The following is a 24,634-nucleotide window of genomic DNA, read 5'->3' as shown; positions in this document are numbered from 1 at the left end:
AATAAGAATTTTAATTTTCAATTAGAATTTGTATCATATGAGTAATCGTTAAAAAGGCAGTAATTCCGATTGGTTAAAAAAAGCTTGATCTGAATTTATTTTTACAGAGATATCGTAATTAAGATAATTATCTTGCTTAAAATTATCGATAACTTCTTTTTCGAATATAGACATTGATGATTTTGATAACAAAAATAGGAGGGTAATTCCTTCCTAGACTTTTTTAAGTTTGACTTATAGAAGTGAGAAAAAATCAACTTTAAATGATCCATAAATTAGTAAAGCTAAACAATCGAGAAATCCCTAACCAAAAAAATTTTAAATACTAACATCGCAAATGATAAATTCGAAAGTATAAATTCATTTCTCTATTTCTTGATTAATGGCAATATTTCATCATTCAGCTAAGTCAGTCACTCATTTTAGATTTTTAACTATTAAATCGGATTACCTGTTTATAGGATCATACAAACGTTTTTTTAGATCATCACTAGCAAGACCTAACTGATCTAATTCAATATATATTGCCATACAAAATGAACGAAATGCCGACCATTGGTAATATTCTTTATTATTTCTTCGCGGAAAATTTTCTCGATTAATCCACACTTTGAATTTATCCTCGTGTAAAATGTTATGAACAAATAATTCTTTAATAATATAGACTAGACGGTCCTCTTCATCATCTACCGGTTTTATTTCTATCTTTCTAAAGTAGTTCATAATCGCTTTCCAGATAGCTTCCAGATTCGTTTTATTAAATAAGGGGTGTTTAACGATTGCAACCATTAAATCTGCAGCATGTGCAAAGGTGTGAACCCACCCAAAACAATCAGCATATCCCGAAAAATCCAACTCTTTGTAAAAGTAAGTCAAGGTATCATTTTCAATTTTTTTAAACGCTTCTTTGTCTAAAAGTTTATAGTATATTGAGCCTTTTTCATTGTCGTATGTAACAATTAAGGAGAGAAGTAATAAGGAAAAAGAGCGTTTTAAAGTAGCTTCCCCTTTTTTATCAATTTCAAATAAAATAAAATCTTTCTCTAACAATTGGTCAATCATATACCTAACTTGATCTATTGAAAATAATTCTTTTGCCATTCCTCTGACAAAAGTCCTATAGATTAATTTATCTCTAATTTCTGAGTTAGGATGACCTCTATTATTAATTAACCATTTTATTTCATCCAAATTATAGTTTTGTGAATTAAACTTCATCTTCTCTAATAACTGTTCTTGCATTACTGATCTCCTTTTATAAGCTATACTCCTTATATTTTGTAGAGGTAAAGTTTAAATCAATTAGATTTTATAAAGACACACTAAATTTTTAGAAGGAAACAATCTCAATTCTCAAAACTTATGTATTCTACCCCAGGTAAATGTAACTCTTTAACTCGTCTTCCCATTTTATAAATAAATAACTTCATCAAATAGATTTAAGTAATCAGGATTCGTATTATGACTGACTAATATGATTGTTTTATCTAATTGCACTAATTTTTTAGTGAGATCGATTTCGAGTTCAGAATTCATCGCGGAAAATGGTTCATCCATTAATAAAATAGGCATTTGAGAAAGTATAGCTCTTTGCAATTTGATCATTTGTTTCTGTCCACCGCTAAGTTGACTACAATTATCACTCTTTAAAATTTTATTTTTGTGCTTTTCAGGTAAACTAATTTCTTCTTTTATTGTAAAACTATCAAATAGTGTGACATTATTAGCATAATTATCCGAAAAAACATTAGAAAACTGACTATTATAAAAAATAATTTCTCTTAATTGACGATAAGACAATTCTCTATTATCAATCAATATTTTTCCGTCCAAAGGTTGGAGATTACCAAATAGTATATTGAGTCAAGTGGACTTTCCTTTTCCACTCTCTCCAACTATTAAATACTTCATGTCTTTTTTTAATTTCATGTCTTAAAAAAAGCGAATGGATTCATTCATTTCCAATCACCATGTGTTTTATTATGTTTTTACCTTGCTTATCAAGTAGGGCTTCTTATCCTATCCATCTTTCCTTTCTGATTTTTGGTACAAAAAAGACGATAGATTTTAATTTCTATCGTCCTTTTACGATAATTACCCTACTTGAGTTTATATGTTTTTATCTATCAACTTTTGATTTGCTGCTAATAACTCTTCATAATAATCATTATATGCTGGACTAAACTTTCTCATCAAAGGAATAGCTTTTTCATAATAACCTGAATCTTGCATATGCTTCTTCATTTTTTCTTGAATACGATATATTGGGTTATTTAGATAAACACTACTTTCCTTAAAAGACTGATATCTTTCTAACATTTCTTTTTTTCCTCTAACCATTCGTCTGGATTATAAATAGCCTTTGTTTTTTCCTCATTTACCTCTTCAATGTCTGTTAGTGAAATGGTTTTTGATGCTTGGTCTATTGCTATCTTCTCATCTTCATCTAACTCAAAGTCAGGCATAGTATCTAAAAATTCAATATAGTCTTCATAATATTTTATCTTATCCTCTTTCAACGTATCTGTTAAAAAAGCTTTGTATGATAAAAAGAAAATTTGACCAATATATCCTGGAAATACTCTTACTAACTTAGAATAAATCGATTCCTGTTGATCGATTAAAATCAATTGTTCTTTTAAAGTGTTTATATCTAATCCCTCAAGGAGTAGTTTCAATATTTCAACTCTTTTATTATCTAATTGTGATTTTATTTCTCTATCTCGAATGATAGTGGCTAACATTGACTTATTGGGTTCTTGTAAAATACCTTCAATTTCCTCTATTGAGCAACCTTATTTTCGATAAATAGATATTTTCTTCAGAATATCAACCTCTTCATCAGTGTAAATCCTGTAATTATTCGACTCTCTTTCTGGACTAATAAATCCTTTTTCTTCATAATATTCTATGGCTTTACGTATTAGACCTGTTTTTTCTCTCACTTCATTCATCAACATAGTACATACCTCCTTTTAAATCAAATATATCAGCCCCCCTAAGGGACAGGTCAAGAGATATTTAATAATTTGAAATAAGAGATCTGTAGTTTCTTTAATTAGAAGTTCTGATAGTTTTTTCAGTCCTTATTCTTTTATTATTAGAAATAAAATAGTGATGCAATGATCGATACTTTGAATAAAAAGAGGTTATTTTCTCTTGTTCTTTTTCAAAAAGCTGGTTATCAAATCTTTTAAAAATAAAGTACCATAAAGTTCACTATCTAACCCCATGGTGCCTTATTTTAATGGATTAACTTCGCATCCCCTGATAGGATCCTCTTCTTTCAAGCTCATGATCAATAGCGTTTAAGACCTCCCACTTCTTCAGTGACCATTGAGGTCCAATCAATCGCTCACGCGGTGCATCGCCGGTTAATCGGTGAATAATAATATCCTGAGGGACATACTCCAATTGGTCACAGATTAATTGCACATATTCCTCCTGTGTCATAAATCTTAACCGCCCCGTCTGATAATCTTGGACCATTTTAGTGCCTTCCATCAAATACAAGAGATGAAGCTTTAAGCCTTGAATATCTGATTCTTTTACTACTCGTTTCAAACTCTCCATCATCATGGCGTAGTCTTCACCAGGCAAACCATTAATTAAATGGGTACACACAGGAATATGATGTTTTCTCAACTTGGCAACACCATCTAAGTAGCATTGGTAATCGTGTCCCCTATTTATATGGACGCTGGTCTGGTCATGAACAGTTTGCAGTCCTAATTCTACCCACATATAATACTTTTGATTCAATTCTGCCAAGTATTCAACCACATCATCAGGCAAGCAATCTGGACGCGTCGCTATCATTATGCCTACCACACCCTCTTCATGAATGACTTGTTCAAACCGCGCTTTTAAAACATGTAGGGGAGCATGCGTATTGGTAAAGTTTTGAAAATAAGCGATGTATTTTTGAACTTTAGGCCATTTTTTGTGCATTTGCTGGATCCCTTTTCCTAATTGAATAGGTAGCGGATCCAACCGACTTTGAGCAAAGTCGCCCGAACCAGATTCCGAACAAAAAGTACAACCGCCAAAGGCAACTGTACCATCACGATTAGGACAAGTAAAGCCACCGTCCAGTGAGACTTTAAAGACCTTTTCGCCAAAATGATCCTTTAAATGCTTATTCCACGTTTGATAACGTTTATTATTTCCATTCATCTTTTTCATTCCTAACTTTTCATTTAAAAAAGACTGTCATGATGAATTCATGATCAGTCTAAGTATTTTATTTCGATTTGACATAAGTAATTCCGTTAGCTGCAGGCCCTCTGGACTGACCAACCACTCCGACCAGGACAATAATTGTCACTAAGTAAGGTGCAATCTGTAAGTAAACAGATGGAATACTCTCAATATAAGGAATACGTGACCCTAAAACTGCTAGGGATTGGGCAAAGCCGAAGAAAATAGCCGCTCCCATTGCGCCAAGCGGATTATATTTACCGAAAATCATGGCCGCCATCGCCATAAACCCTTGCCCGGCAACCGTCGAAAGTGAGAAGTTCAAGGTAATGGTATTCGCTAGAACACCCCCACCTAAACCACCAAAAAAGCCTGAAAGTAAAACACCGGCATACTTCATGCCATAAACATTGACACCTAGTGTGTCCGCTGCTTGAGGGTGTTCGCCGACTGAGCGTAACCTTAAGCCAAAAGGTGTTTTGAATAAAACGAACCAAGCGATACCCGCTAGTAAAATACCAGCATAAGCGGGGGCTGAAGTAGCTTTAAAGAAAATCGGTCCAATAAAAGGAATATCCGATAAAATGGGGAAAGTCGCATAACCAAAGGACTCTCTAATGGAAGGTGTTTCACCTTTACCATCAAATAATACTCTAACTAGAAAGACACCCAAAGCTGGCGCGATCAAGTTGATAACGGTTCCTGAAATGATATGGTCAGATCTTAAATGGACAGTGGCCAATGCATGGATAGCTGAAAGGAGGATACCTGCCAGACCTCCTGCTATCAAGGCCAACCAAGGGGTCAGATCGCCAAATTGATCCGCAAAATTTAAGTTAAAAACAACTGAAGCTAAGGCACCAATAACCATGATTCCTTCTAGCCCCACGTTAACAACCCCAGAACGTTCTGAAAAAACACCACCAATGGCTGTAAAAATTAGAGGAGCTGAATAAACAAGGGTTGAAGAAACGATAAGTGTTAGCAGATTAACTGACATTAGACTTCGCCTCCTTCTGAATTAGCTTTAGTGGCTATACTTTGTTTTTGTGGGAATAATTTATCTTTAAAATAAGTAATAATAAAGTTCGCTCCAATAAAGAAAATAATTATCCCCATGACAATATCTACGATTTCGGAAGGAATTTTAGCAAATAGCGCCATGGTCGATGCCCCTGTTTCTAAAGCACCAAAGAGAATAGCTGAGAAGATAATACCGATTGGATTATTAATTCCTAGTAAAGCGACAGCCATTCCGTTAAAACCAATAGCCGGTGCCACACCATTTTGAAGGTTAATGAATCCAAATTCACCCAAGCCATTCATTACGCCCCCTAAACCAGCTAAGGCACCAGAGATGAGCATGGCAAGCACAATGTTTTTCTTGTCAGACATTCCGGCATATTTAGAAGCATAACGGTTGAGACCCACTGAGGTTAATTCAAAACCAGTCGTCGTGCGTGACATTAAGATGCCAATGATTACCGCAGCAATCACTGCTAGGAAAATCCCACCATGTAGGGTGGAGTTTTTAGTTAATTGACTGAGCCATTCCATTCTTAGGCTGGCATTTTGACCAATTGAAGGCGTTCTATCTGCTCGATCGGTTAAGACATAGCGAATTAAATAATCGACAAAATAAATAGAGATATAATTTAACATGATGGTTACGATGACTTCGCTGGTGCCAAAATAGGCTTTTAAAACGCCGGCGATAGCTGCCCACAAGGCTCCGGCTAATGCTCCGGCGATAATAGCCAAAGGAATGACTAGCCAAGCAGGTGATTCGGGCATCATCAAGGCCACCCCTACGGATACAAACCAACCCCATAGGGCTTGACCCGAAAGACCAATATTAAACGATCCAGCCGTATAAGCCACCGCAAAACCCAGTCCAGTAAAAATTAAAGGAGCTGCTGCTCGGAAGGTTTGACCGATGGAAAACGGATTACCAAAAGCTCCTGTAATTAAAAATTTGTAACCTGTCACTGGATCATATCCAAAGGCCAACATTAAAAGGGCTCCAAAAACCAAACCAATAATGACCGAGGCTACGGAAGTAAATATTTTAGTTAATCTTGACATTAGTTACCTTCACTCCCTTCTTTCTTATTACGATTAGCCATTACTTCTTCAAAAGGCGTCCCGGCCATTAATAAACCTAATTCTTCTTCATTAGTTTCAGCAGCCGGGATATCGGCTACAATCTTACCATCAAACATAACTAATATACGGTCAGATAAGTTCATTATTTCATCCAACTCAAAACTCATTAGCAGAACTGCCTTGTTTTTATCCCGTTCATTGATTAATGCTTGGTGAACAAATTCAATAGCCCCTACATCCAACCCACGTGTAGGATTCGCTGCAATTAAAATATCGGGATGCATCTCCAATTCACGCGCAATAATCGCTTTTTGTTGATTTCCTCCTGAAAGCGAACGGGCATTGACCTTTTCGGAGACCGTTCGGACATCATATTTTTTAATTAGTTCTTTTGCCCGCTTTTCTATTTCTTTAAAGTTCAAGAAATTAGACTTTGAAAAGGGCGAATGATAATAATCTTTCAATACAATATTGTCTTCTAATTTTCGATCGAGAATTAAACCGTATTTGTGACGGTCTTCAGGAATATGAGCCAGACCTTTTTGCGCAATTTGACGGGTTGTATAGTGGGTAATATTCTCACCATTTAAGTAAATCTCACCTGAGTTAGGTGGGATTAAACCAGTGATGGACAGAACTAATTCAGATTGCCCATTACCATCTATCCCTGCAATCCCAACAATTTCACCGTGTTTCACTTCAAATGAGAGCTTGTCTACAGCTACGATGCCTCGATGATCTTCAATATGGATATTTTGAACTGACAAAGCTACATCGGTCGGGTGTGCTAATTTCTTTTCGGTTTTAAAGTTAACGTTTCTTCCTACCATCATATTCGCTAAATCCACCGTTGAAGTTTCAGCCACATCAACGGTTTGAATTGACTCTCCTCGGCGAATAACAGTACAACGGTCAGCCACTTGCTTAATCTCTTTTAACTTGTGCGTAATAATAATTATAGACTTGCCTTCATTAGACAATTTATGCATTGTTTCCATTAGCTCGTCTATTTCTTGCGGCGTTAAAGAAGCCGTCGGCTCATCAAAAATTAAAATATCTGCACCACGGTAAAGGGTCTTTAGAATTTCCACTCGTTGTTGCATACCCACTGAAATATCTTCAATCTTAGCATCAGGGTCTACTGACAAACCATATTTTTTAGAAAGCTCAACAATTTTTTCGCGTGCTTGAGCCTTATCCACCACCAGTCCCTTGGTCGGTTCTTCACCTAGAATAATGTTTTCAACTACGGTGAAGGCTTGAATCAACATAAAATGCTGGTGCACCATGCCGATTCCTAACTCGACTGCTCTTTTTGGAGATCCGATTGTCACAGCCTTACCGTTCATATAAATCTGACCGGAGCTAGGTTCTAGTAAACCGGATAAGATATTCATTAAAGTTGATTTGCCTGCCCCGTTCTCACCAAGTAAGGCATGAATTTCTCCTTTTTTAAGTTCTAAATTAATCTTTTTATTTGCAAAAAAATCGCCAAACTTCTTGGAAATATCTCGCATTTCGATAACAGCATGATCCATGTTAATCGAAACTCCTTTCTCCATTGCTAATGTTCATAGTCCCTCATATTATATCGGATAATAGCATAAATTTCAGTAACAAATTTATTTTAATAGACCATGTTTTTTTAAAACTATTTTAATCATCCTTGGTCTAAAAATTAATCTTCATTTGATTCAATTAAGACTTGCCTTGGCTTACTCCCATCTTGTGCGGAAACTAAACCTTGTGCTTCTAGGTCATCAATCATACGGGCTGCACGATTATAACCAATTCTAAATTTGCGTTGGAGTTGTGAAATAGAGATAGTATCCTGTTCCTTAATCAACTCCACTGCTTCAAGATAATATTCATCATCAGAGGCTTCTGAGTTTAAGACACTCTCTTCACTGACGACAATATTTTCATCATAATTGGCTTGTCTTTGTTGCTTGATGAAGTCAGTAATGCGCTCTACCTCTTCATCAGATATATAAGCTCCTTGAACTCGGATCGGTTTATTCTTGCCCATGGGTTGGAAGAGCATGTCACCACGACCCAGTAATTTCTCAGCACCGACCGAATCTAGAATTGTGCGTGAATCTGTTCCAGAAGAAACAGCAAAGGCTAAACGAGAAGGAATATTGGCCTTAATAATTCCAGTAATAACATCAACCGAAGGTCTTTGCGTCGCTATAATCATATGGATACCGGCTGCCCTCGCCATTTGAGCTAAACGGATAATGGCATTTTCAACATCATTAGAGGCCACCATCATGAGGTCTGCTAACTCATCAATGATAACGACTATCTTCGGTAATTTCTCGTAGCCAGTTCCTTCTTCTTTGTTCCAACTCTCCACTTGTTCGTTATAGCCATCAATATTTCTCACCCCGCTTGTAGCAAATAGTTCATAGCGTCTTTCCATTTCTTCTACCACATTATTTAAAGCTCTAGCTGCCTTGCGTGGATTGGTAACCACCGGTGATAACTGGTGGGGTAAGTCGTTGTAGAGGGTTAATTCGACCTTTTTCGGGTCAATCATTAAAAATTTAATGTCTTCAGGTTTTGCCTTCATTAAAATAGAACAAATAATTACATTCACACCAACCGACTTACCTGAACCTGTTGCTCCAGCAATTAATAAATGGGGCATCTTGGTTAAGTCAGCCAGACAAACTGAACCTGAAATATCTCGTCCTAAAGGCACTTCTAAGAGTTTATCAGATTCCAAGCCCGCATCGACAATTTCACTAAAGGCGACTGGGCTGACTTGGGTATTTGGAACTTCAATTCCTATTAGCGATTTGCCGGGTATAGGGGCTTCCATTCGAATATCACGTGCTGCTAGTGCCAAAGCAATGTCATCAGATAAGGACACAATCTTACTTACCTTAACTCCCACAGCAGGTTCAATTTCATATTTAGTGACTGAAGGACCCAAATTGGCCTTCACTATCTTGGCATCGACCCCAAAACTTTCAAAAGTCAATTCTAATTTTTTTATATTGTCATTAATACGTTGATATTCTTCCGACTGGTCGACTACTGGTAATTTTTTTAGTAGCTTTTTCCCAGGGAACTGATAGGTTTTAGATTTCTTTTGTTTGGTTTTGGTTTGCTTTTGTAGTTCTTCCTTACTTAAAACCTGATCTAAGTCATCGTCAGTTAGAGCTTGCCTTTGATTACTAGCGTCTTGCCAATGACTAGCAGTAGCTAAGACATCTGCTTTATTAGGCGTTTGTTTAGAAAGTGCCTCATCAGCCATTTCGTCTTGTGCTATGGCTGTTTCAATTTCTTCTAGGCTTTCTACTTCCTTCGTTGGTAAAGGATTCAGCTGCTCTTTTGTCATTGAATCAATCGATTGACTATCAGCTTGAGAATGCGCTATTTCTTGATCGTGCATCTGATCAAAGAAGTCTAAATCCAAGACACGTCCTTCTTCTTGGGATAAACGTTTGGAGTTTAAAGATTTTTGCTGATAATCTTCTTGACGATAAGGCTTAAATTCATATTCTGTGGTGGGGTTAAAAGCGGGTTGGTCTTCTCTTTCGAAGGTTGGCATATAAGCTGTTCGATTGTTAAATGAAACATCCTTTGGAGGAAGACTTTGTGTTTCTTCTGTTTTCATAAAGAAGGAATAGAAACGACTAAATAGTGTTGTAAATACATTTTGCTTTTCTTGCTTTGATTCATTAAGTTCGTTGCCTTCAATATTCATAACCTCATCAGGATTTTCTTCCAATGGACTAGCAGCGATGATGTTTCGTTCATCGTTAAGATCATCACCTTTATCTTGGTAAACCTCTTTAAGTTCTGAAAAATCAGGAAAAAGTTCTTTAAAAAGATTAGTCATTTGGCTAAATAATTGCTGAATGGCTTGCCAACCGGTAATTAAAGGGCGATCTAAAAGAAAAATTAAGCCGATAAAGAAACTAACAAAGAAGAAGAGATAAGATCCCCATTTACCAAATAAATATCCGATACTGACATAAAGACCTGCTCCGACCAATCCACCCCCTAAGTTAGAAATACTTTGTTGAGATAATAATTCCTTACGGTAGATTCGAAATGCATGCTCAAACGCCGACTGCTGAGTATTATTTTGTAAGTAATCGTAATACTCAATAAAGTGTAAAGACCCTGCTAATGCGATTATAATTAAAAAACCACCTAAGAGTGGTCTCAAAGGTACATTAATTACTCTTCCTTTTAGCATCATCATGGAGCCTAAGAATAAACTGGTATATAAGAGAAGTCCGTAACTTTCACCTACCATTAAACGAAAACCATTAGTTAGCATTAAACCCATAATGCCCCAATTGAAAATAGCGACTAAACTTAAGAAAGTAATTAATATACCTAAAAATAAGTAGATTGATTGGTACTTCATTTGATTGGGTGATTGACTCTGACGCTTGGATTGTTTTTTCTTTTGAGCCATTCACATCACATCCTTTCAGAACTCTCGTGCATGGGTTATTATATCATTTATGATAAATGATATCGAACAAATTATCGTATTTCTAAGTTTATTAAAGGCTTATACCAATTAAAATTCAACTTCTAGAAATACTCTTTTATATGATTACTAACTTGATAAACCACAAATTTTAGCTTAGAATGTATCAAGTCATTGTATTTGTTGTAAAATAACACAAAATAATATATCGTTAATTATATCAATTAGATGGAGCGTGAAAAATGAAATTTATAAAAAAATATTGGAAGTTAATTTTTCTTATCTCGATGGTTTCATTGATAGCAACAGGCTGTATTCGCTATGATGCATCGGGTAACCCAACTGGACCTATCTATGAATATTTAGGAGTACCAACTGCTAACTTCTTAGACTTTTTAGCAGATATTTTTGGCGGTTCTTATGGGATTGCAATCATGATAGTTACCCTAATCACTCGTTTGTTTATGCTTCCATCGACTTATAAGATGACTAAATCATCAATGGAAAGCTCAGCTAAAATGAAATATGCCCAACCTGAAATTGCAGAAATTCAAGAAGAAATGAAAGGAACAGATAATCCACAAGAAAAAGCTGCTCTGCAACAAGAGTTAATGCAAGTTTACGGAAAATATGACATTAACATGTTATCGAACGTTTCTGGCTGTTTACCATTATTAATTCAAATGCCAATTATTTCAGCTGTTTATACAGCGGTTCGTACATCCGATAAAATTGCAGAGTCCTCTTTCTTAGGTATTCACTTGGGTGGAAAGAGTTTACTATTAGTTGGTTTAGTTGCAGCAACTACCTTCTTATCTAGTTGGTTAATGCAAAAAGGAACAGCTACACCCGTTTCCGATAATCCTCAAGCCAATCAAATGCAACAATCAATGATGTATATGAACCCAATTATGTTAGGTTATTTCACTTATATTTCTAACGCGGGAATCGGACTATATTTCTTCACTGGTTCTCTTTTCACTTTAGCTCAACAATTCTATATGAATCAGGTTGCACGACCAAAAATTCAAAAAGATATTGATGAAAAAGTCAAAAAGTATCAAAATATGCCGCGAGTAAAGCGACAGAAAAAAGCGAGACAAACGAAAAAACAATTAGAAAAAGTAAATGCTGACCGTATTGTGCCGGTTAAAAATCCAAAAGCTAGAAATGCTGGAAAGCAAAGAAAGAATAAATAAATCTACATAAAATGAGCCTCACCACATTATTGTGCTGAGGCTCGTTTTATTTTTCTTCTTTAGCAAGTTCTTTGGCAATCCTTTCACTTTTATAAATTAAGTGTTGGTCCGTTAAAATCGGAAACTCAACATAGAAGATCGATCCTCTTTGATAGACAGACTCCACCCGAATTTTTCCGTGGTAGCCTTCTACTAATTGTTTAGCGATACTTAACCCTAAGCCATTACCACCTTTGGCACGCGCTCGTGCTTTATCCACTCGGTAAAACCTTGAAAAAACACGCTCTTTATCTTCTGCTGTCATTCCTTCTCCAAAATCTTGGACAGCAATTTCAACCTTATTCATGGTTTGACTGACTGAAATATGTATCTCCGGACGATCTGTCGAATATTTCACAGCGTTATCAAGTAATATTACTAAGATCTGTTCAAAGTGATGATGATAAATATTGACATAAACTTTTTTACTTTTCTCATTATCTAAATAAAAATGAAAGTTTGGATATAAAATTTCAAAATTATGGTGGACTAGAGAAGCTGCGGTGGTGATTTCGGTTACTTCGTCTTTGTAATCCACGTCTACATGGTCTGCTCTTGAAAGGTCTAACATTTCTTGGACTAATTCCTTCATTCGTGTAATTTCTTGCAGCGAAGCAGAAATAGATTCATCTAAAACCTGCTGATCTTCTTTACCCCAGCGATTTAACATCTTTAAATGTCCTTCAACAATCGCTACCGGCGTTCTTAATTCGTGCGAAACATCTTCCACAAACTGTTTTTGACCCTTTACATAAAGCTCAATCTTATCGAGCAGTTTATTAACATGTAAACTTAAATCGCTCCACTCATCATTGGTTCGCGGTCGAACAACACGAACCTGAGAGAGAGTATCTCCTTCTAATAAATCTAAAGTGTTAATAACATAAGTTAAGGGCCTTAAAAAATAATGAGCGATTAAAAAGCCACATAATATTGAAATCAAAGTCGTTATTAGAAAACAACGAATCAAAAAATAATTTAACTTTTGAACATACGCTACTTTTGCCTCAGGTAGAACAATATATTGAACAATGCCTAATAATTCTTGATTAATACGACTCGAAATCCGACTAGAGCCGATTAGATAATTCTTTCCTTTTATATTTTGCCTTTCAAGCTCTTTACTAGATGATCCAATAGGATATTGAAAATGCTGACTTTCATTTAATAACTTTTGTTCGGGACTATATAGGCGAATGATAGTTTGGTCGTTAGAATAGTGATCTATTAAAAACTTAACTTTTGTCTCACTATCTTGTTCTTTTTGGTCAAGGAATTGTTGAGCTTGGAAAGGCTGATCTTGGTCGGATAGCCCCTTAATTAAAAATTCAAATTGCATCTGATGACTTTCCTTTGATTGTTCATCGTACATTTGAATCGTTAACTGGCGATAGATTAAAAGTGAAATAAATGACAGCATAATCATTGCTAAGGATAAGAAAATACCCCATTTCCATTTAAGCGAAAGGGGTTGGTCTTTCTTAAAAGTAAAGACAGAAGATGATTTAGTTTCTGATGACATAGCCTGTACCACGAACCGTTTGAATATAAGATTCTTCTCCTGGAATATCGATTTTATTTCTCAAATAACGGATATAAACATCCACCACATTAGTTTCAACCTCGGATTTATAGCCCCATACTTGTTCTAATAAGACATCTCGTGGCATAACCATATTGATATTTTCCATTAAAAAGACTAATAATTCGTATTCTCTTTTAGTTAAATCAATTAACTCACCTTGTCTTTTCACCATACGGCTTGATTTTTCAACCACTAAGTCCCTAAATTTTAGATAAGGTTGATTTTGAGTTCTTGATTCATCTTCAGTCTCGATTCGACGGAAAAGTGCTCTGAGTCTGGCTAATAATTCTTCAATGGCAAATGGTTTAACGATGTAGTCGTCTGCTCCTTGGTCAAGACCTGAAACACGATCAATGACAGAATCTCTAGCCGTCATAATAATAATAGGTACATCTTTAACTGGACGAATACGGCGTACAACTTCCAACCCATTTAATTCAGGTAACATTAGGTCAAGTAAAATAACATCCCACTTTTCTTCTAAGGCCTTTTCCAAACCACTGCGCCCATCATAACAGATAGCTGTTTCATAGCCTTCATGTTGAAGCTCAAGCTCAACAAAGCGAGCTAAGTTCTTCTCATCTTCAACAATTAAGACACGTTGATTTACATTTTTTACCATGCGAACTTCCTCCTATAGACTTAACTTACTAACCAATTAACGTTTATTAAGGTCTTAGACTATTGGTTTACTCTTTCTTCACGCGATTCATCCCAAATGAAATGGTAGCTGCCAACTTTATCCACACGTTCATAAGTATGCGCTCCGAAATAATCACGCTGTGCTTGAATTAAATTAGCTGGAAGTACTTCACTACGATACGAGTCATAATAAGCAATTGCGCTTGAAAATCCAGGAACAGCAACACCCGCTTGAACTGATAAAGAAACAATTTCGCGAACACTTGATTGATACTGATTAGTGATTTGAGTGAAGAAATTATCTAATAAAAGGTTATCTAATTCTCTATTACGATCAAAAGCATCAGAAATATCTTGCAAAAAGCGCGCACGAATAATACACCCTGCACGGAAGACACGGGCAATTTGGCTATAATTTAAATCCCATTGATATTCTTCGGAAGCGCTGCGATATTCTGCAAACCCTTGAGCATAGGACATAATTTTTGAAAAATAAAGTGCCTGACGAATTTTCTCTATCCACTGTTTACGATCCTTTTGGAAGCTAGAAGTATCATGCGAAGGTCCTTGAATAATTTGAGAAGCCTTAACACGTTCTTCTTTTAAAGCAGAGATAAAGCGCGCATAAACCGATTCTGTAATTGTAGGTAAGGGAACGCCTAAGTCTAAAGCTGATTGCGAGGTCCATTTTCCAGTCCCTTTATTACCAGCTTTATCAATAATCATTTCAACCATTGGTCGCTTGCTTTCAGGGTCTTTTTCCTTAAGAATCTTGGCGGTGATCTCGATTAGATAGGAATTTAATTCTCCTTGGTTCCATTCCTCAAAGACTTGAGCAATCTCATCTGCAGACATTCCTAATAATTTATCCATGATTGCATAGGATTCGGCAATTAATTGCATATCACCATACTCAATACCATTATGAACCATTTTAACATAATGACCGGCACCATTTGCTCCCATATAAGCCACACAAGGTTCTTGATCAGCTGGTGCTTTTGCCGCAATTTCTTTTAAGATAGGCTCAACTAATTCATAGGCTTCTTTTGGTCCACCAGGCATTAAGGCAGGACCATGTAAGGCACCTTCTTCCCCACCAGAAACTCCCATCCCAATAAAATGTATGCCAGAGTCAGCTAAAGTTTCTGCTCTTCTCATAGTATCTTTAAAGAAGGTATTCCCTCCATCGATTAAAATATCTCCTTGGTCTAAAAGAGGTAAAAGTGATTGGATTGTAGAATCAGTCGCTTGACCTGCTTTTACCATTAACAAGATACGACGAGGCTTTTCAATTGATTGAACAAAGGATTCCAAGTCATAGCTAGCTACTAAATTTTTATCTTTATTTTCGTTTATGGCTGCTTCTGTTTTAGACTGTGAGCGATTATAAATTGCTACACGATAACCTCTACTTTCAATATTTAACGCTAAATTCTTTCCCATTACAGCCATTCCAACTACACCAATTTGAGCTAATGTCATCTAATTATCTCCTTCACTTTCATGATTATCTCATTCTAACAAACTTTTAACTTGAATTAAAGTTAACTTAATAAAGACAAATTGCATTTTATAGGCGTTTGCGTTACACTATTTTTATCAATGGATAGGAGGTTCCAGCCAATGAAAGCCAACAAAAAAAAGAAAAGTAAATACGATCGACGTATAAAAATCTTTTCGATTATTATGGTGATTACCATGTTAGCTGGTGTCATTTTTAGTCTCGTAATTTCTTTTTTTCATTATAAAGGATAATAGGAATGAAGTGGATTCTGCCACTTCATTTTTTATTGATTCGATTTGGTTTTCCCAAACCATTTTTCCATTCCACCCTTTAGAATAAAGACTTGGTCATATCCATTCTTTCTTAATATATTAGCAGCTCTTGAACTTAAAAAATAATTATCATCCACTAAATAAACAGGAATATCTTTTCGAATTTCACTAAAACGCATTTTAAATTGCGACATTGGAATACTTCTAGCTCCTAAAATATGACGTGCATCAAATTCTCCTGCTTCACGAACATCCACCACTTGGACTTTGCGAATAATTTCATTTAATTCTCCACTAGCGACCAATTGGGCTGATCGTTTGCGCATTATCCAAAGGCTTACCCAGAAAATACCATAAACTAAAAGAACAGTTACAATTATCCACAAAAACAGTTCAAATATACTCATCATTATTTCCTACTTTCTTTTACTAAAATTAAATAAGCTGCTCCTAAAATTCCGGCGTCATTGCCTAATTCAGCTAAGCTTATTTGTGTTTGATCTTTGATAGGTTGAAAAACAAATTTTTGATATTGTTTTTCAATGGATTCCTTAAGGGAGTCTCCAGCCTTGGAGATACCCCCTCCGATAACAATCTGTTGCGGATTGAGAATGTTTGCTAAGTATGAACAAGCTAAGCCTATGTATTTTGAAAAGTTTTCAAAAATTTCCAGAGCAAAGTCATCATTAGCTTTTACTGCTACCATTAAATCCTCAGCTTCAACCACTTGGCTAGCTTGGAACATTTGGTACAAAGAAGATTGGCCTTGATAATCTTTAGCAAGAAGTTGACCCAAGTTATTGAGACCTTTGGCTGAAGCAATCGCTTCTAAGCATCCCTTTTTACCACATGAACAAGGAAAACGATCGGTAAAGTCCACTGTTATATGGCCAATTTCTCCCGCTGAACCCGAAGCTCCTTTAATCAAACGATTTTGGCAGATAATTCCTCCTCCAACTCCTGTTCCTAAAGTTAACATTGCTAAATCACTGCAACCCTTGCCTGCTCCTTGCCAGAGTTCACCAAGAGCAGCTGAATTAGCATCATTAATGTTCATAAAGGGAAGGTTGATTGCTCTTTCAAATTGGCTTTTAACGGGATGAGGGTGTACCCAATTTAAATTATAGGCTCCCTTAACTGAACCATCTTCTAAAATAGTGCCCGGACTACCCATTCCAATGCCTAGGTAATCTTCTGCTACTTCTTGTCTTTCTTCTAATTTGTTTTGAATAGATTCGATAATCGAAGGAACAATTTTTTGACCTTTATTTTGAGTCATGGTTGGTATTGACCATTTTTCAATAATTTGACCTTTTTGTGAAATAATGGCCATTTTAACACTCGTTCCACCCAAATCAATGCCGATAATCTTTTTCATATACAGCCTCCTAGCGATAGTTAAAAATTTTACCCATAATTAAGAAAGCAGTCAAAATAAATATTCCCCAAAAAACCCCTGATCTTATCTTCTTATCAACACTGGCATGCAATCGGTGACCTAGACCTAAGACTAAGGTCGTCATACCACCGTATACCGCTCCACCAAAATGTCCCCACTGATCAATCCCTTGAGAAGAAAAACCAGTAATGACATTCAAAATAATTAACAGTGAAAAATTAATGGCTCTTTGCCTTAAAACAATCATATTGGGATACATTTTCGCTAAGACAATATAAGCTAGAAACAAGCCGAAAATACCTGTCGAAGCACCTGCTGAAACATTGTCATTAAAGGCAAAAGAAAATACATTGCCCCCAAAACTAGCAAGTAAATAAATTATTAAAAAGCGTCCGTGTCCAAGAATTTTTTCTAAGTCTTGCCCTATAAAATAAAGAGAAAGGTTATTAAAAAGCAAGTGTTCAAAACCAATATGTATAAAGCTTGGTGTAATTAATCGCCACCATTCTCCACCATAAAGAATTAATTCATTGGACTTCGCTCCCGTTTTTATTAAAGCCTCTAAGGATGTTGTTGTTTGAAATCTTATTAACATATAAATGAAGACCATTAAGTTGATCGCTACTAAGGAATAAGTAACGAAGGGTAAGGCTAAAATACGTCTCTTTTTCATATTTGAAACTCCTTTAATAATTTGAAGTCCATTATACACTAAGTAGCTATTTTTTCCTATTGAGCCTAATTCAGTTAAAAATAAAAAGTCTAGGTCATTAATGGCCCAGACTTTCATAAAAATTATTTTTTAACTTCACGGTGTAATGTTACCTTACGATCTCTTGGGCAGTACTTTTTAACTTCCAGACGATCAGGATTGTTACGTTTGTTTTTATTAGTTAAGTAATTACGTTCACCGCATTCAGTACATTCTAAATTGATGTTTACGCGCATGATTTTCCCTCCAAACTAAAAAATATTTACTCTTCCAAGAACAGCACTATAAGATTATACCATTGTTTCTAAAATTTAGCTATGGTTTTTTATTGATAATAATAAGCTCCATGAGTTAACTGGCTAGCAATTTCATGAATGGTCATATCAGAGTTCAATTGATATTCGCCTGTTTGAATTAATGAAGATAATTGCCATTGTTCGATAAGGTTTTGAAACTCTTGAGCGGAGGTAATATATCCTTCTGTTTCTAATCGCTGAGAAATCTGACTAGCATTCTCTCCTTGACGAATTACAAAGGCTCCTTCAGCAGAAGCTTGGTTATTATCTTCACTTGCAGTTTCATCATTAGAATCTATGGATTCATCTTGTTCTTCAGTATTATCACTCTCATCTCTCAGTGACTCTAAATAATCAATTGATTCTCTTTGTTTAGCAACCTTTTCTGTTAAGGATTCGTTATCGGTGGTCACTTTTTCTAATTGTTTTTTTAAGTTTTCATTATCGCCTGTTAGTTTTTCTAAACTGGCTTCACTTTCTTTAACCTTGTCTTTTAATTGCCTGGTTTCTTGCCCATCAAGTAAGCTAGGTAAGGTCACTCCCTCGATTGGCACATACCCTTGAACAAAGGTAGCATAAACAGCCGTTAGTAAACTGGCAATTAGAAGCCCCACCCCTAATGATCTTAATTTTTCTTTTTTCATATTAAACCTCCTAACTAGCGGTTTTCAATATATTCATCGATCACGTATTGAATGGTTACGAGCTCTTCATCAACCTCATCTTCAATTTCTTTTAAGGTATAACCTTGTGAATAGTAACGAATGATGTCTTCGCGATTGCGATCATTGACATCATAATTGACACGCGGTTGAACCACTTCTTCTGCAACTTCAAGAGCTTCATGCTCTTCAACTGCTTCAATTGCTTCAAATTCTTCAGCATCTTCTTTGGGTGCAAAATAAACATCTTGAGCTGTTAAAGGCTGCATAAATTCTTCCTCAACACTTTCAATGGAAGTATCTTCCACCTTGAGTTGATTAATCGAATGTTGTAACTGTCTGATTTTTTCTGCGTGATCTTCAAGCTTTTTATTTAAGCTTGCATTACCTGTAGAGTCTTTGGTAAACAAAGACATCACCAAGACAATAATTGCCAGCACCAATAGAGCCAGTACTAAAATCCAAATATCCATTATTTCACCTCATCTATTTTTTCTCAGTTTAGCAAACCTTTGTGAAGATTTAAATAAATCTTTCTGAAAATTTAACCCTAATTAAGGCGAAGTTAAATTTTTCTTATTCTTATAATCAATAATAGTCTCTCTAGTGGCTGATTTCAATTCAAAGTAAGCATTATACACGTCCCGTGCTATTCGAGTGGCTTCACCACCGTATGAAGACTGGTTAAGGTAAGGGACAATCACGCTAATAGCTATCTCAGGATCATCAAAGGGTGCATAACCAATGTAAGTACCATTTATAACAGGATCATTTTTTGCATATTGAATAGGTCCTGCATAGAAGGCTTCTGTCGTTCCCGTTTTCGACCCTACTTGAAAAGGATAATCCTGCAAATAAAATGAAGCAGTTCCTTCTTGGGTATGGGAAACCATTCGCATTCCTTCTTGAATTCTTTGCATTTGGGCAGGCTCATTTTGAATGACATTCATTAACTTTGGTGGAATAGTGGTAACAATCCCACCTAATTGACCGTTTTTATCAGTTCCGCGAACTTCTTTAACCAATCTAGGTGAATAACGTTTGCCGTTATTAGCTATTGTAGAGACATATTGAGCCATCTGTAACGGTGTGTATAAGTCGAATTGACCATACGATAAATCAAGTGCTGAAACTAACATATTACTAGCAGGTGTATATCCCGTTGATTCATTGGGGAGGTCGATACCAGTCTTAGTTCCCAAGCCAAATTCAGCAAAGTTCCTTCTCAAAATATCGATGGTCCGAGGATTAATATTCAATCGTCCCTCTTCTTCATAATTGTATTGCCCACCGATACGCATGGCTAACTTAATCATGTAAATGTTTGAAGAACGTTGCAATGCAATCATATCATCAATAGGAATTTGCCCTGTTCGATTGAATAGGGATGTTTTCTCTTGAGAAGCTTGGAATTTTAATGGTTCATCAACAATTACATTATCTGTTAAAGAAATAACGCCTTCTTTATAACCCATTGAGATCATGGCAGGCTTGACACTAGACCCCATACCGTAGGATGTGTTAATGGCTCCTAAAGCGTCATCAACAATTTGCTCACGATTATAGGTATCATTTTTTTTATCATAAGCATATCTCTTACCGGAAATGCCTAATACTTCACCATTTTTTGGATTTAAGGCTACCACATAAACTCGATCATTTAATCCCTGTTCGGCTCCCATATTAACTAAACTGCTTTCAACAATCTCATCTAACTTAGCTTGAAAATCTGTATTGATAGTTAATACCAGATTGTTTCCTTTTGAACCTTCGTAGACTTTATCATTTTTTAGAATATCATCTTTAGCATCTGTCACAATATTAAAAACTGATTTAGAGCCTTTTAAAATCGATTCATATTGCTTTTCTAAATAAGAAATTCCGATTCGATCATTCATAGCATAACCTTTAAGCAATAATTCCTTAGCGTCTTCTCTTGGAATACCGCGCTCTTCAGTCGAAACTTGTCCTAGGATAGAACGAAGCATATCCTTTTTAGGATAAACTCTTTGCCAATCAGTCCCAATTTGAATGCCGGGTAAGTTTCTTAAGTTTTCACTCACCCTAGCTATTTCTTCTTGGGTAACATTTTTATTTTTTATCGTAACGGTCGATAACTCGTAAGCAGCTGCCATACGTTTATAGATGGCAATAATTTTTAATTCGGCTTCCGAAAATTCTAAATCTTCGTCTTCAACTTTTGATAATTGAGCTTCATAAGCCTGACTGCCTGATAAAAGCAGTTCCTCATCATTTAAACGTTTACGAATTTCGTCGATATTATTTACGATAAAATAATCTTTCTTATCTCTTTCGGTAACTCCTTGAGTTGGTAATTCAATTAAAGAGGCTAACTGAGTAGCAATTTTAATAAGATCTCCATTATCTACCCTCGAGGCACGATCTCTGGTAAAGAGAATAGCTCGTTCCGGTTGATTACCGACAATCACATCACCTTGGCTATCATAGATCATTCCACGAGGCACAGCCCCCGTTGAAATGGTTGATTCGGTTCGTTGAACCATTTTAGTAAGACTTTCTCCTTTATATAGTTGCAAATAGCCCAGACGAATAAAAAGGGCTGTAAAAGCTAAAAAGGCTGTAAAAAATAAAAGATTTAATCGCCTAGGTATATGTGAACGCTTCTTTTTTTTATTTTTATTTAATTTTTTAGGCATCTTCATCATACTTTCTGTAATCTATTTCTAAAGTCTAAGTTATTATAGCAAACTATACCTCAAGTTGAAACTTTATCCGTTAAGTCATAAATTAACATTTATTATTTTGTGATTTTATCACTATTTTTTGCTAAGATAGATAAGCAATGTTTCAAGAAAAAGGAGTTTTTTCGTGAAAATTAAAAGTAGAAAATATTTTATTTTAGTGAATATATTTATTAGCTTCTTAATAGCAAGTATGTTAGCCTATTTGATGAAATTTATTCCCATAGGAGATCAACAAGAACGTACCCTGCTCACCGTTGATTTAAGCCAGCAATACATCGATTTTTTCAGTTTGTATCAACGAGCACTCACAGAAAATCCTAGACTCTTCCTTTATTCTTTTGAAAAAGGAATTGGTGGTGAGATGATTGGCTTATGGGCGTATTATTTAATGAGTCCCTTTAATCTGATTTTACTATTTTTTAAAACTGAAAATTTAGATTTCGCCATTCTATTTTTAACCCTCATAAAACTGCTAGCCATTTCGGCCAGTTTTTATTATTTTGTTGAAAAAAAATACACCATCCAGCCAGTCATGAATATAGCTTTTAGTCAAGCCTATACCTTCATGTCTTATACCATGGCCTATCAACTGAATATCATGTGGTTAGATGGATTATTCTGGTTACCACTAATTGCACTAGGTCTAGATTATCTACTCAAAGAGAACAAACCGCTTCTTTATGTTTTTAGTTTAGCGATTGCAATGATCAGTCATTATTACATAGCTTATATGATTTCGATCTTTTTAATGGGTTATAGTCTTTTTGTCATTTTCGAAGATGAGAAACACCTTTCAATCAAAAAAGTTTTTTCGCAATACTTTTCTTTTATAAAATATTCACTGCTTTCAACCGGATTGTCAGGACTCTTTTTACTCCCTACTTTTATTTCAACTCTGAGCAGCAAAAATGCTCATAAGAAAGGATCCTTCGATTTTATTTTTGATTGTTCAAGTGAACACTCCTTGATGGATTTACTGGCCAAAAACTTTATCGGTGCTTTTAATTTTAATCAGTTATCCAACGGTTCAGCCAATTTTTATGTGGGCATGACTGTGGTAGTTCTTCTTATCTTATACTTTCTCTCAGCTAAGATAAGAATGAAAGAAAAACTAATCAGCTTTATGTTATTAGTCTTTTACTTTGCCTCCTTTACTTTCACTAATTTAGATAAGGCATGGCACCTTGGTCAATTTCCGATTTGGTATCCTTCTCGTTTTTCATTCTTAGTTTCATTCTTTTTATTAATTTTAGCGATTCGCTCTTATAAATACGTTCATAAGATCAGACTCTATCAAATACTCACCATAGTTTTTTCTTTAACAGTCTTTTGTTTATTTTATTTTTTGAATGATAATTATAGCTTTTTAAGTGATGCAAAAATCTTTTATAGCCTCATCTTCATGCTCTTAATTAGTTTTATTTTCTATCTTAATCGCAAGCCCAATAAGGGTTTGCTTTTCCTAATACTCCTTCTAACATGTGGAGATATGACTCTAAACGGTTACTTCATTTTGTCATCTAATGATCATTATGTGCAACCTTCTCGATTTAAAGATTATATTGCCTTATTGGATGAGATGATTGCCCCTGTTCAACCTAAAGAAAATGAATTCTATCGCATCCATAAGACCTTTAATCGAACAAAAAATGAATCCTTTTTCGCTAATTATCCTAGCGTCAATCATTTTGGATCAACCTTAGAGGCTTCTACTAGCCAACTGTATGGTTATTTGGGAATTCCACACACTAGTAATTCCATTTATTACACCAGTGGGACCCTGTTTACCGATGATTTTTTGAATATTCGCTACCTCATCGATATCACCTCCAATACAAATATGTATGCCACGGTTGAAAGTTACGCTTTATATCGAGAAGTCAGCGATTTTGATATTCGAGCGCATCAAAAACTCAAAAAAGAAAAGCGCTATGTCTACTATAAAAATCCGAATGTTTTGGGACTAGGAATGGAAGTATCTCCTGTGGTTATAAAAGCTAAGTTTAAAAAATATAAGCCCATTGAAAATCAAGAAATCTTATTAGACTTGCTGAACTTTGACGGTGAAAAGCTACAATTCTTTGAACAAAAAAAATTCAAAAAAATTGATTATCTAAATCTGAATGTGACCAATAAAGGAGATGGGGACTTCTATACCTATAAAAAAGAAAATCCCAAAAGGGATGCTTCTTTTGCCCTATCCTTTGATACTGAATCAAACAATCCCTTTTATTTTACTTTTCCTAATCATTTTTCTAACAACAGAGTTGAACTTATACTAGATAGTAAGCCTTATGAGTTTTATTCGCCTACTAACAGCCGCCAAATTATGGATGCGGCTTTTAAAAAATCAGGTAAAGAACATTCACTTAGAGTTAAGTTAAAGAAAAACACTTTTAAAGCCAACCTTATAAATCTCTATGAATTCAACCTTAAAAACTATCAGCAGTTAATCACAAAAAGAAAAAACAAGTCTCTAAAAATTACTTCTTTTGAAGAAAATACTTTGGAAGGCCAAATTAATATTGAGCAAGAAGAAGGATATTTGCTGATGACATTGCCTTATGATCCTTATTGGCATGTTAAAGTGGACAATCAGTCTGTAGAAGCCCTTCCAGTTTTAAATGATACTTTAATGGCTATTCCAATGACCAAAGGTAAACATACAATTAAGATGACTTATTTCCCCGACTCTATCTATTATGGTGGCTTGGTTAGCTTTCTAGCTATTGCTTTATTAATAGTAGATCAAAACAAATTTCGCCATAAAAATAAATAATTCATGTTATAATAAATATAGGCGTCCAACTTGCATAATGCTGAATAGTTG

The 24,634-nt window shown here is 35.3% G+C and carries 23 protein-coding genes; 3 read left to right on the top strand and 20 right to left on the bottom strand.

Going from position 1 to position 24,634, the window contains the following annotated elements; genetic code table 11:
• Positions 1-447 precede the first annotated feature (447 nt).
• The 10 genes from ACQV2X_RS01790 to ACQV2X_RS01745 all read right to left on the bottom strand — a co-directional run bounded on the left by ACQV2X_RS01790 (position 448) and on the right by ACQV2X_RS01745 (position 10,747).
• The gene (locus tag ACQV2X_RS01790; protein WP_428884928.1) at positions 448-1,242 is read right to left on the bottom strand and encodes a DUF2785 domain-containing protein; all 795 of its coding nucleotides are present in this window, start codon (positions 1,240-1,242) and stop codon (positions 448-450) included.
• Between the two features lie 168 nt (positions 1,243-1,410).
• Positions 1,411-1,857 (bottom strand): ATP-binding cassette domain-containing protein, encoded by a 447-nt coding sequence (locus tag ACQV2X_RS01785; protein WP_428873837.1) that lies wholly within the window; start codon positions 1,855-1,857, stop codon positions 1,411-1,413.
• 252 nt (positions 1,858-2,109) lie between these two features.
• The gene (locus ACQV2X_RS01780) at positions 2,110-2,319 is read right to left on the bottom strand and encodes a hypothetical protein (protein WP_428894182.1); all 210 of its coding nucleotides are present in this window, start codon (positions 2,317-2,319) and stop codon (positions 2,110-2,112) included.
• Entirely contained in the window at positions 2,313-2,744 is a 432-nt protein-coding gene (locus tag ACQV2X_RS01775; protein WP_428894181.1) for a hypothetical protein, read from the bottom strand. The genes ACQV2X_RS01780 and ACQV2X_RS01775 overlap by 7 nt, the downstream gene beginning before the upstream one ends.
• Before the next feature lie 51 nt (positions 2,745-2,795).
• Complete coding sequence (locus ACQV2X_RS01770) at positions 2,796-2,960, bottom strand: MerR family transcriptional regulator (RefSeq protein WP_428884926.1); 165 nt, start codon at positions 2,958-2,960, stop codon at positions 2,796-2,798.
• Between the two features lie 292 nt (positions 2,961-3,252).
• On the bottom strand, positions 3,253-4,185 hold the full coding sequence (locus tag ACQV2X_RS01765; protein WP_428884925.1) for a TIGR01212 family radical SAM protein: 933 nt from the start codon (positions 4,183-4,185) through the stop codon (positions 3,253-3,255).
• Between the two features lie 58 nt (positions 4,186-4,243).
• Entirely contained in the window at positions 4,244-5,200 is a 957-nt protein-coding gene (locus tag ACQV2X_RS01760) for an ABC transporter permease (protein ID WP_428873775.1), read from the bottom strand.
• On the bottom strand, positions 5,200-6,285 hold the full coding sequence (locus ACQV2X_RS01755) for an ABC transporter permease (RefSeq protein WP_428873777.1): 1,086 nt from the start codon (positions 6,283-6,285) through the stop codon (positions 5,200-5,202). Before ACQV2X_RS01755 ends, ACQV2X_RS01760 begins: the two co-directional genes overlap by 1 nt.
• Positions 6,285-7,844: an ABC transporter ATP-binding protein gene (locus ACQV2X_RS01750; RefSeq protein WP_428881727.1), complete on the bottom strand. Its 1,560-nt coding sequence runs from the start codon at positions 7,842-7,844 to the stop codon at positions 6,285-6,287. The genes ACQV2X_RS01755 and ACQV2X_RS01750 overlap by 1 nt, the downstream gene beginning before the upstream one ends.
• Positions 7,845-7,984: 140 nt before the next feature.
• Entirely contained in the window at positions 7,985-10,747 is a 2,763-nt protein-coding gene (locus ACQV2X_RS01745) for a DNA translocase FtsK (RefSeq protein ID WP_428893222.1), read from the bottom strand.
• A gap of 260 nt (positions 10,748-11,007) precedes the next feature.
• Here ACQV2X_RS01745 and yidC point away from each other — a divergent pair, with 260 nt between their 5' ends.
• Positions 11,008-11,964, top strand: a complete 957-nt coding sequence (gene yidC / locus ACQV2X_RS01740; protein WP_428873780.1) for a membrane protein insertase YidC — start codon at positions 11,008-11,010, stop codon at positions 11,962-11,964.
• A gap of 46 nt (positions 11,965-12,010) precedes the next feature.
• Here yidC and ACQV2X_RS01735 read toward each other — a convergent pair whose 3' ends face one another.
• Genes ACQV2X_RS01735 through gndA form a run of 3 tightly spaced genes read right to left on the bottom strand, consistent with a single transcriptional unit; the run spans position 12,011 to position 15,715 of the window.
• Entirely contained in the window at positions 12,011-13,525 is a 1,515-nt protein-coding gene (locus tag ACQV2X_RS01735) for an ATP-binding protein (protein ID WP_428874693.1), read from the bottom strand.
• Entirely contained in the window at positions 13,509-14,210 is a 702-nt protein-coding gene (locus tag ACQV2X_RS01730) for a response regulator transcription factor (RefSeq protein ID WP_428873782.1), read from the bottom strand. Before ACQV2X_RS01730 ends, ACQV2X_RS01735 begins: the two co-directional genes overlap by 17 nt.
• A gap of 59 nt (positions 14,211-14,269) precedes the next feature.
• Positions 14,270-15,715, bottom strand: coding sequence for an NADP-dependent phosphogluconate dehydrogenase (gndA, locus tag ACQV2X_RS01725; protein WP_428873783.1), 1,446 nt, complete (start codon positions 15,713-15,715; stop codon positions 14,270-14,272).
• A 141-nt stretch (positions 15,716-15,856) separates the two neighbouring features.
• Between gndA and ACQV2X_RS01720 the strand changes: the two genes are divergently transcribed.
• Entirely contained in the window at positions 15,857-15,988 is a 132-nt protein-coding gene (locus ACQV2X_RS01720) for a hypothetical protein (RefSeq protein WP_428873784.1), read from the top strand.
• Between the two features lie 32 nt (positions 15,989-16,020).
• Here the strand turns inward: ACQV2X_RS01720 and ACQV2X_RS01715 are convergent, their stop codons facing one another.
• The 7 genes from ACQV2X_RS01715 to ACQV2X_RS01685 form a co-directional block, all read right to left on the bottom strand.
• Positions 16,021-16,419: a rhodanese-like domain-containing protein gene (locus ACQV2X_RS01715; protein WP_428873785.1), complete on the bottom strand. Its 399-nt coding sequence runs from the start codon at positions 16,417-16,419 to the stop codon at positions 16,021-16,023.
• Positions 16,419-17,387, bottom strand: coding sequence for an ROK family glucokinase (locus tag ACQV2X_RS01710; RefSeq protein WP_428873786.1), 969 nt, complete (start codon positions 17,385-17,387; stop codon positions 16,419-16,421). Before ACQV2X_RS01710 ends, ACQV2X_RS01715 begins: the two co-directional genes overlap by 1 nt.
• Before the next feature lie 10 nt (positions 17,388-17,397).
• Entirely contained in the window at positions 17,398-18,081 is a 684-nt protein-coding gene (locus ACQV2X_RS01705) for a rhomboid family intramembrane serine protease (RefSeq protein WP_428873787.1), read from the bottom strand.
• 122 nt (positions 18,082-18,203) lie between these two features.
• Positions 18,204-18,356: a 50S ribosomal protein L33 gene (gene rpmG / locus ACQV2X_RS01700; protein ID WP_090290502.1), complete on the bottom strand. Its 153-nt coding sequence runs from the start codon at positions 18,354-18,356 to the stop codon at positions 18,204-18,206.
• An 89-nt stretch (positions 18,357-18,445) separates the two neighbouring features.
• Positions 18,446-19,060: an endolytic transglycosylase MltG gene (locus ACQV2X_RS01695; RefSeq protein ID WP_428873788.1), complete on the bottom strand. Its 615-nt coding sequence runs from the start codon at positions 19,058-19,060 to the stop codon at positions 18,446-18,448.
• Positions 19,061-19,074: 14 nt separating this feature from the next.
• Positions 19,075-19,551, bottom strand: a complete 477-nt coding sequence (locus ACQV2X_RS01690) for a terminase gpP N-terminus-related DNA-binding protein (RefSeq protein ID WP_428873789.1) — start codon at positions 19,549-19,551, stop codon at positions 19,075-19,077.
• An 81-nt stretch (positions 19,552-19,632) separates the two neighbouring features.
• Positions 19,633-21,756: a peptidoglycan D,D-transpeptidase FtsI family protein gene (locus tag ACQV2X_RS01685; protein WP_428874690.1), complete on the bottom strand. Its 2,124-nt coding sequence runs from the start codon at positions 21,754-21,756 to the stop codon at positions 19,633-19,635.
• 172 nt (positions 21,757-21,928) lie between these two features.
• Here ACQV2X_RS01685 and ACQV2X_RS01680 point away from each other — a divergent pair, with 172 nt between their 5' ends.
• A complete protein-coding gene (locus ACQV2X_RS01680; RefSeq protein ID WP_428875811.1) occupies positions 21,929-24,583 on the top strand; it encodes a YfhO family protein in 2,655 nt (884 codons plus the stop codon).
• Positions 24,584-24,634 lie beyond the last annotated feature (51 nt).

This window comes from Facklamia sp. P12945 (genome assembly GCF_050409485.1).
In the GTDB taxonomy this organism is placed as follows: Bacteria; Bacillota; Bacilli; order Lactobacillales; family Aerococcaceae; genus Facklamia.
The sequence above is the reverse complement of the archived record's forward strand: the minus strand, read 5'-3'. Positions and strand labels throughout refer to the sequence as shown.

Coding starts and splice junctions, on each gene's coding strand:
- rpmG (WP_090290502.1), bottom strand. CDS start 18,356: ATGCGCGTAAACATCAATTTAGAATGTACTGAATGCGGTGAACGTAAT.
- ACQV2X_RS01695 (WP_428873788.1), bottom strand. CDS start 19,060: ATGAAAAAAGAAAAATTAAGATCATTAGGGGTGGGGCTTCTAATTGCC.
- ACQV2X_RS01745 (WP_428893222.1), bottom strand. CDS start 10,747: ATGGCTCAAAAGAAAAAACAATCCAAGCGTCAGAGTCAATCACCCAAT.
- ACQV2X_RS01790 (WP_428884928.1), bottom strand. CDS start 1,242: ATGCAAGAACAGTTATTAGAGAAGATGAAGTTTAATTCACAAAACTAT.
- ACQV2X_RS01750 (WP_428881727.1), bottom strand. CDS start 7,844: ATGGATCATGCTGTTATCGAAATGCGAGATATTTCCAAGAAGTTTGGC.
- ACQV2X_RS01710 (WP_428873786.1), bottom strand. CDS start 17,387: ATGAAAAAGATTATCGGCATTGATTTGGGTGGAACGAGTGTTAAAATG.
- ACQV2X_RS01765 (WP_428884925.1), bottom strand. CDS start 4,185: ATGAAAAAGATGAATGGAAATAATAAACGTTATCAAACGTGGAATAAG.
- ACQV2X_RS01775 (WP_428894181.1), bottom strand. CDS start 2,744: ATGTTAGCCACTATCATTCGAGATAGAGAAATAAAATCACAATTAGAT.
- ACQV2X_RS01690 (WP_428873789.1), bottom strand. CDS start 19,551: ATGGATATTTGGATTTTAGTACTGGCTCTATTGGTGCTGGCAATTATT.
- ACQV2X_RS01780 (WP_428894182.1), bottom strand. CDS start 2,319: ATGTTAGAAAGATATCAGTCTTTTAAGGAAAGTAGTGTTTATCTAAAT.
- ACQV2X_RS01755 (WP_428873777.1), bottom strand. CDS start 6,285: ATGTCAAGATTAACTAAAATATTTACTTCCGTAGCCTCGGTCATTATT.
- ACQV2X_RS01760 (WP_428873775.1), bottom strand. CDS start 5,200: ATGTCAGTTAATCTGCTAACACTTATCGTTTCTTCAACCCTTGTTTAT.
- ACQV2X_RS01715 (WP_428873785.1), bottom strand. CDS start 16,419: ATGATGAGTATATTTGAACTGTTTTTGTGGATAATTGTAACTGTTCTT.
- yidC (WP_428873780.1), top strand. CDS start 11,008: ATGAAATTTATAAAAAAATATTGGAAGTTAATTTTTCTTATCTCGATG.
- ACQV2X_RS01720 (WP_428873784.1), top strand. CDS start 15,857: ATGAAAGCCAACAAAAAAAAGAAAAGTAAATACGATCGACGTATAAAA.
- ACQV2X_RS01770 (WP_428884926.1), bottom strand. CDS start 2,960: ATGTTGATGAATGAAGTGAGAGAAAAAACAGGTCTAATACGTAAAGCC.
- ACQV2X_RS01735 (WP_428874693.1), bottom strand. CDS start 13,525: ATGTCATCAGAAACTAAATCATCTTCTGTCTTTACTTTTAAGAAAGAC.
- ACQV2X_RS01705 (WP_428873787.1), bottom strand. CDS start 18,081: ATGAAAAAGAGACGTATTTTAGCCTTACCCTTCGTTACTTATTCCTTA.
- ACQV2X_RS01730 (WP_428873782.1), bottom strand. CDS start 14,210: ATGGTAAAAAATGTAAATCAACGTGTCTTAATTGTTGAAGATGAGAAG.
- ACQV2X_RS01685 (WP_428874690.1), bottom strand. CDS start 21,756: ATGCCTAAAAAATTAAATAAAAATAAAAAAAAGAAGCGTTCACATATA.
- gndA (WP_428873783.1), bottom strand. CDS start 15,715: ATGACATTAGCTCAAATTGGTGTAGTTGGAATGGCTGTAATGGGAAAG.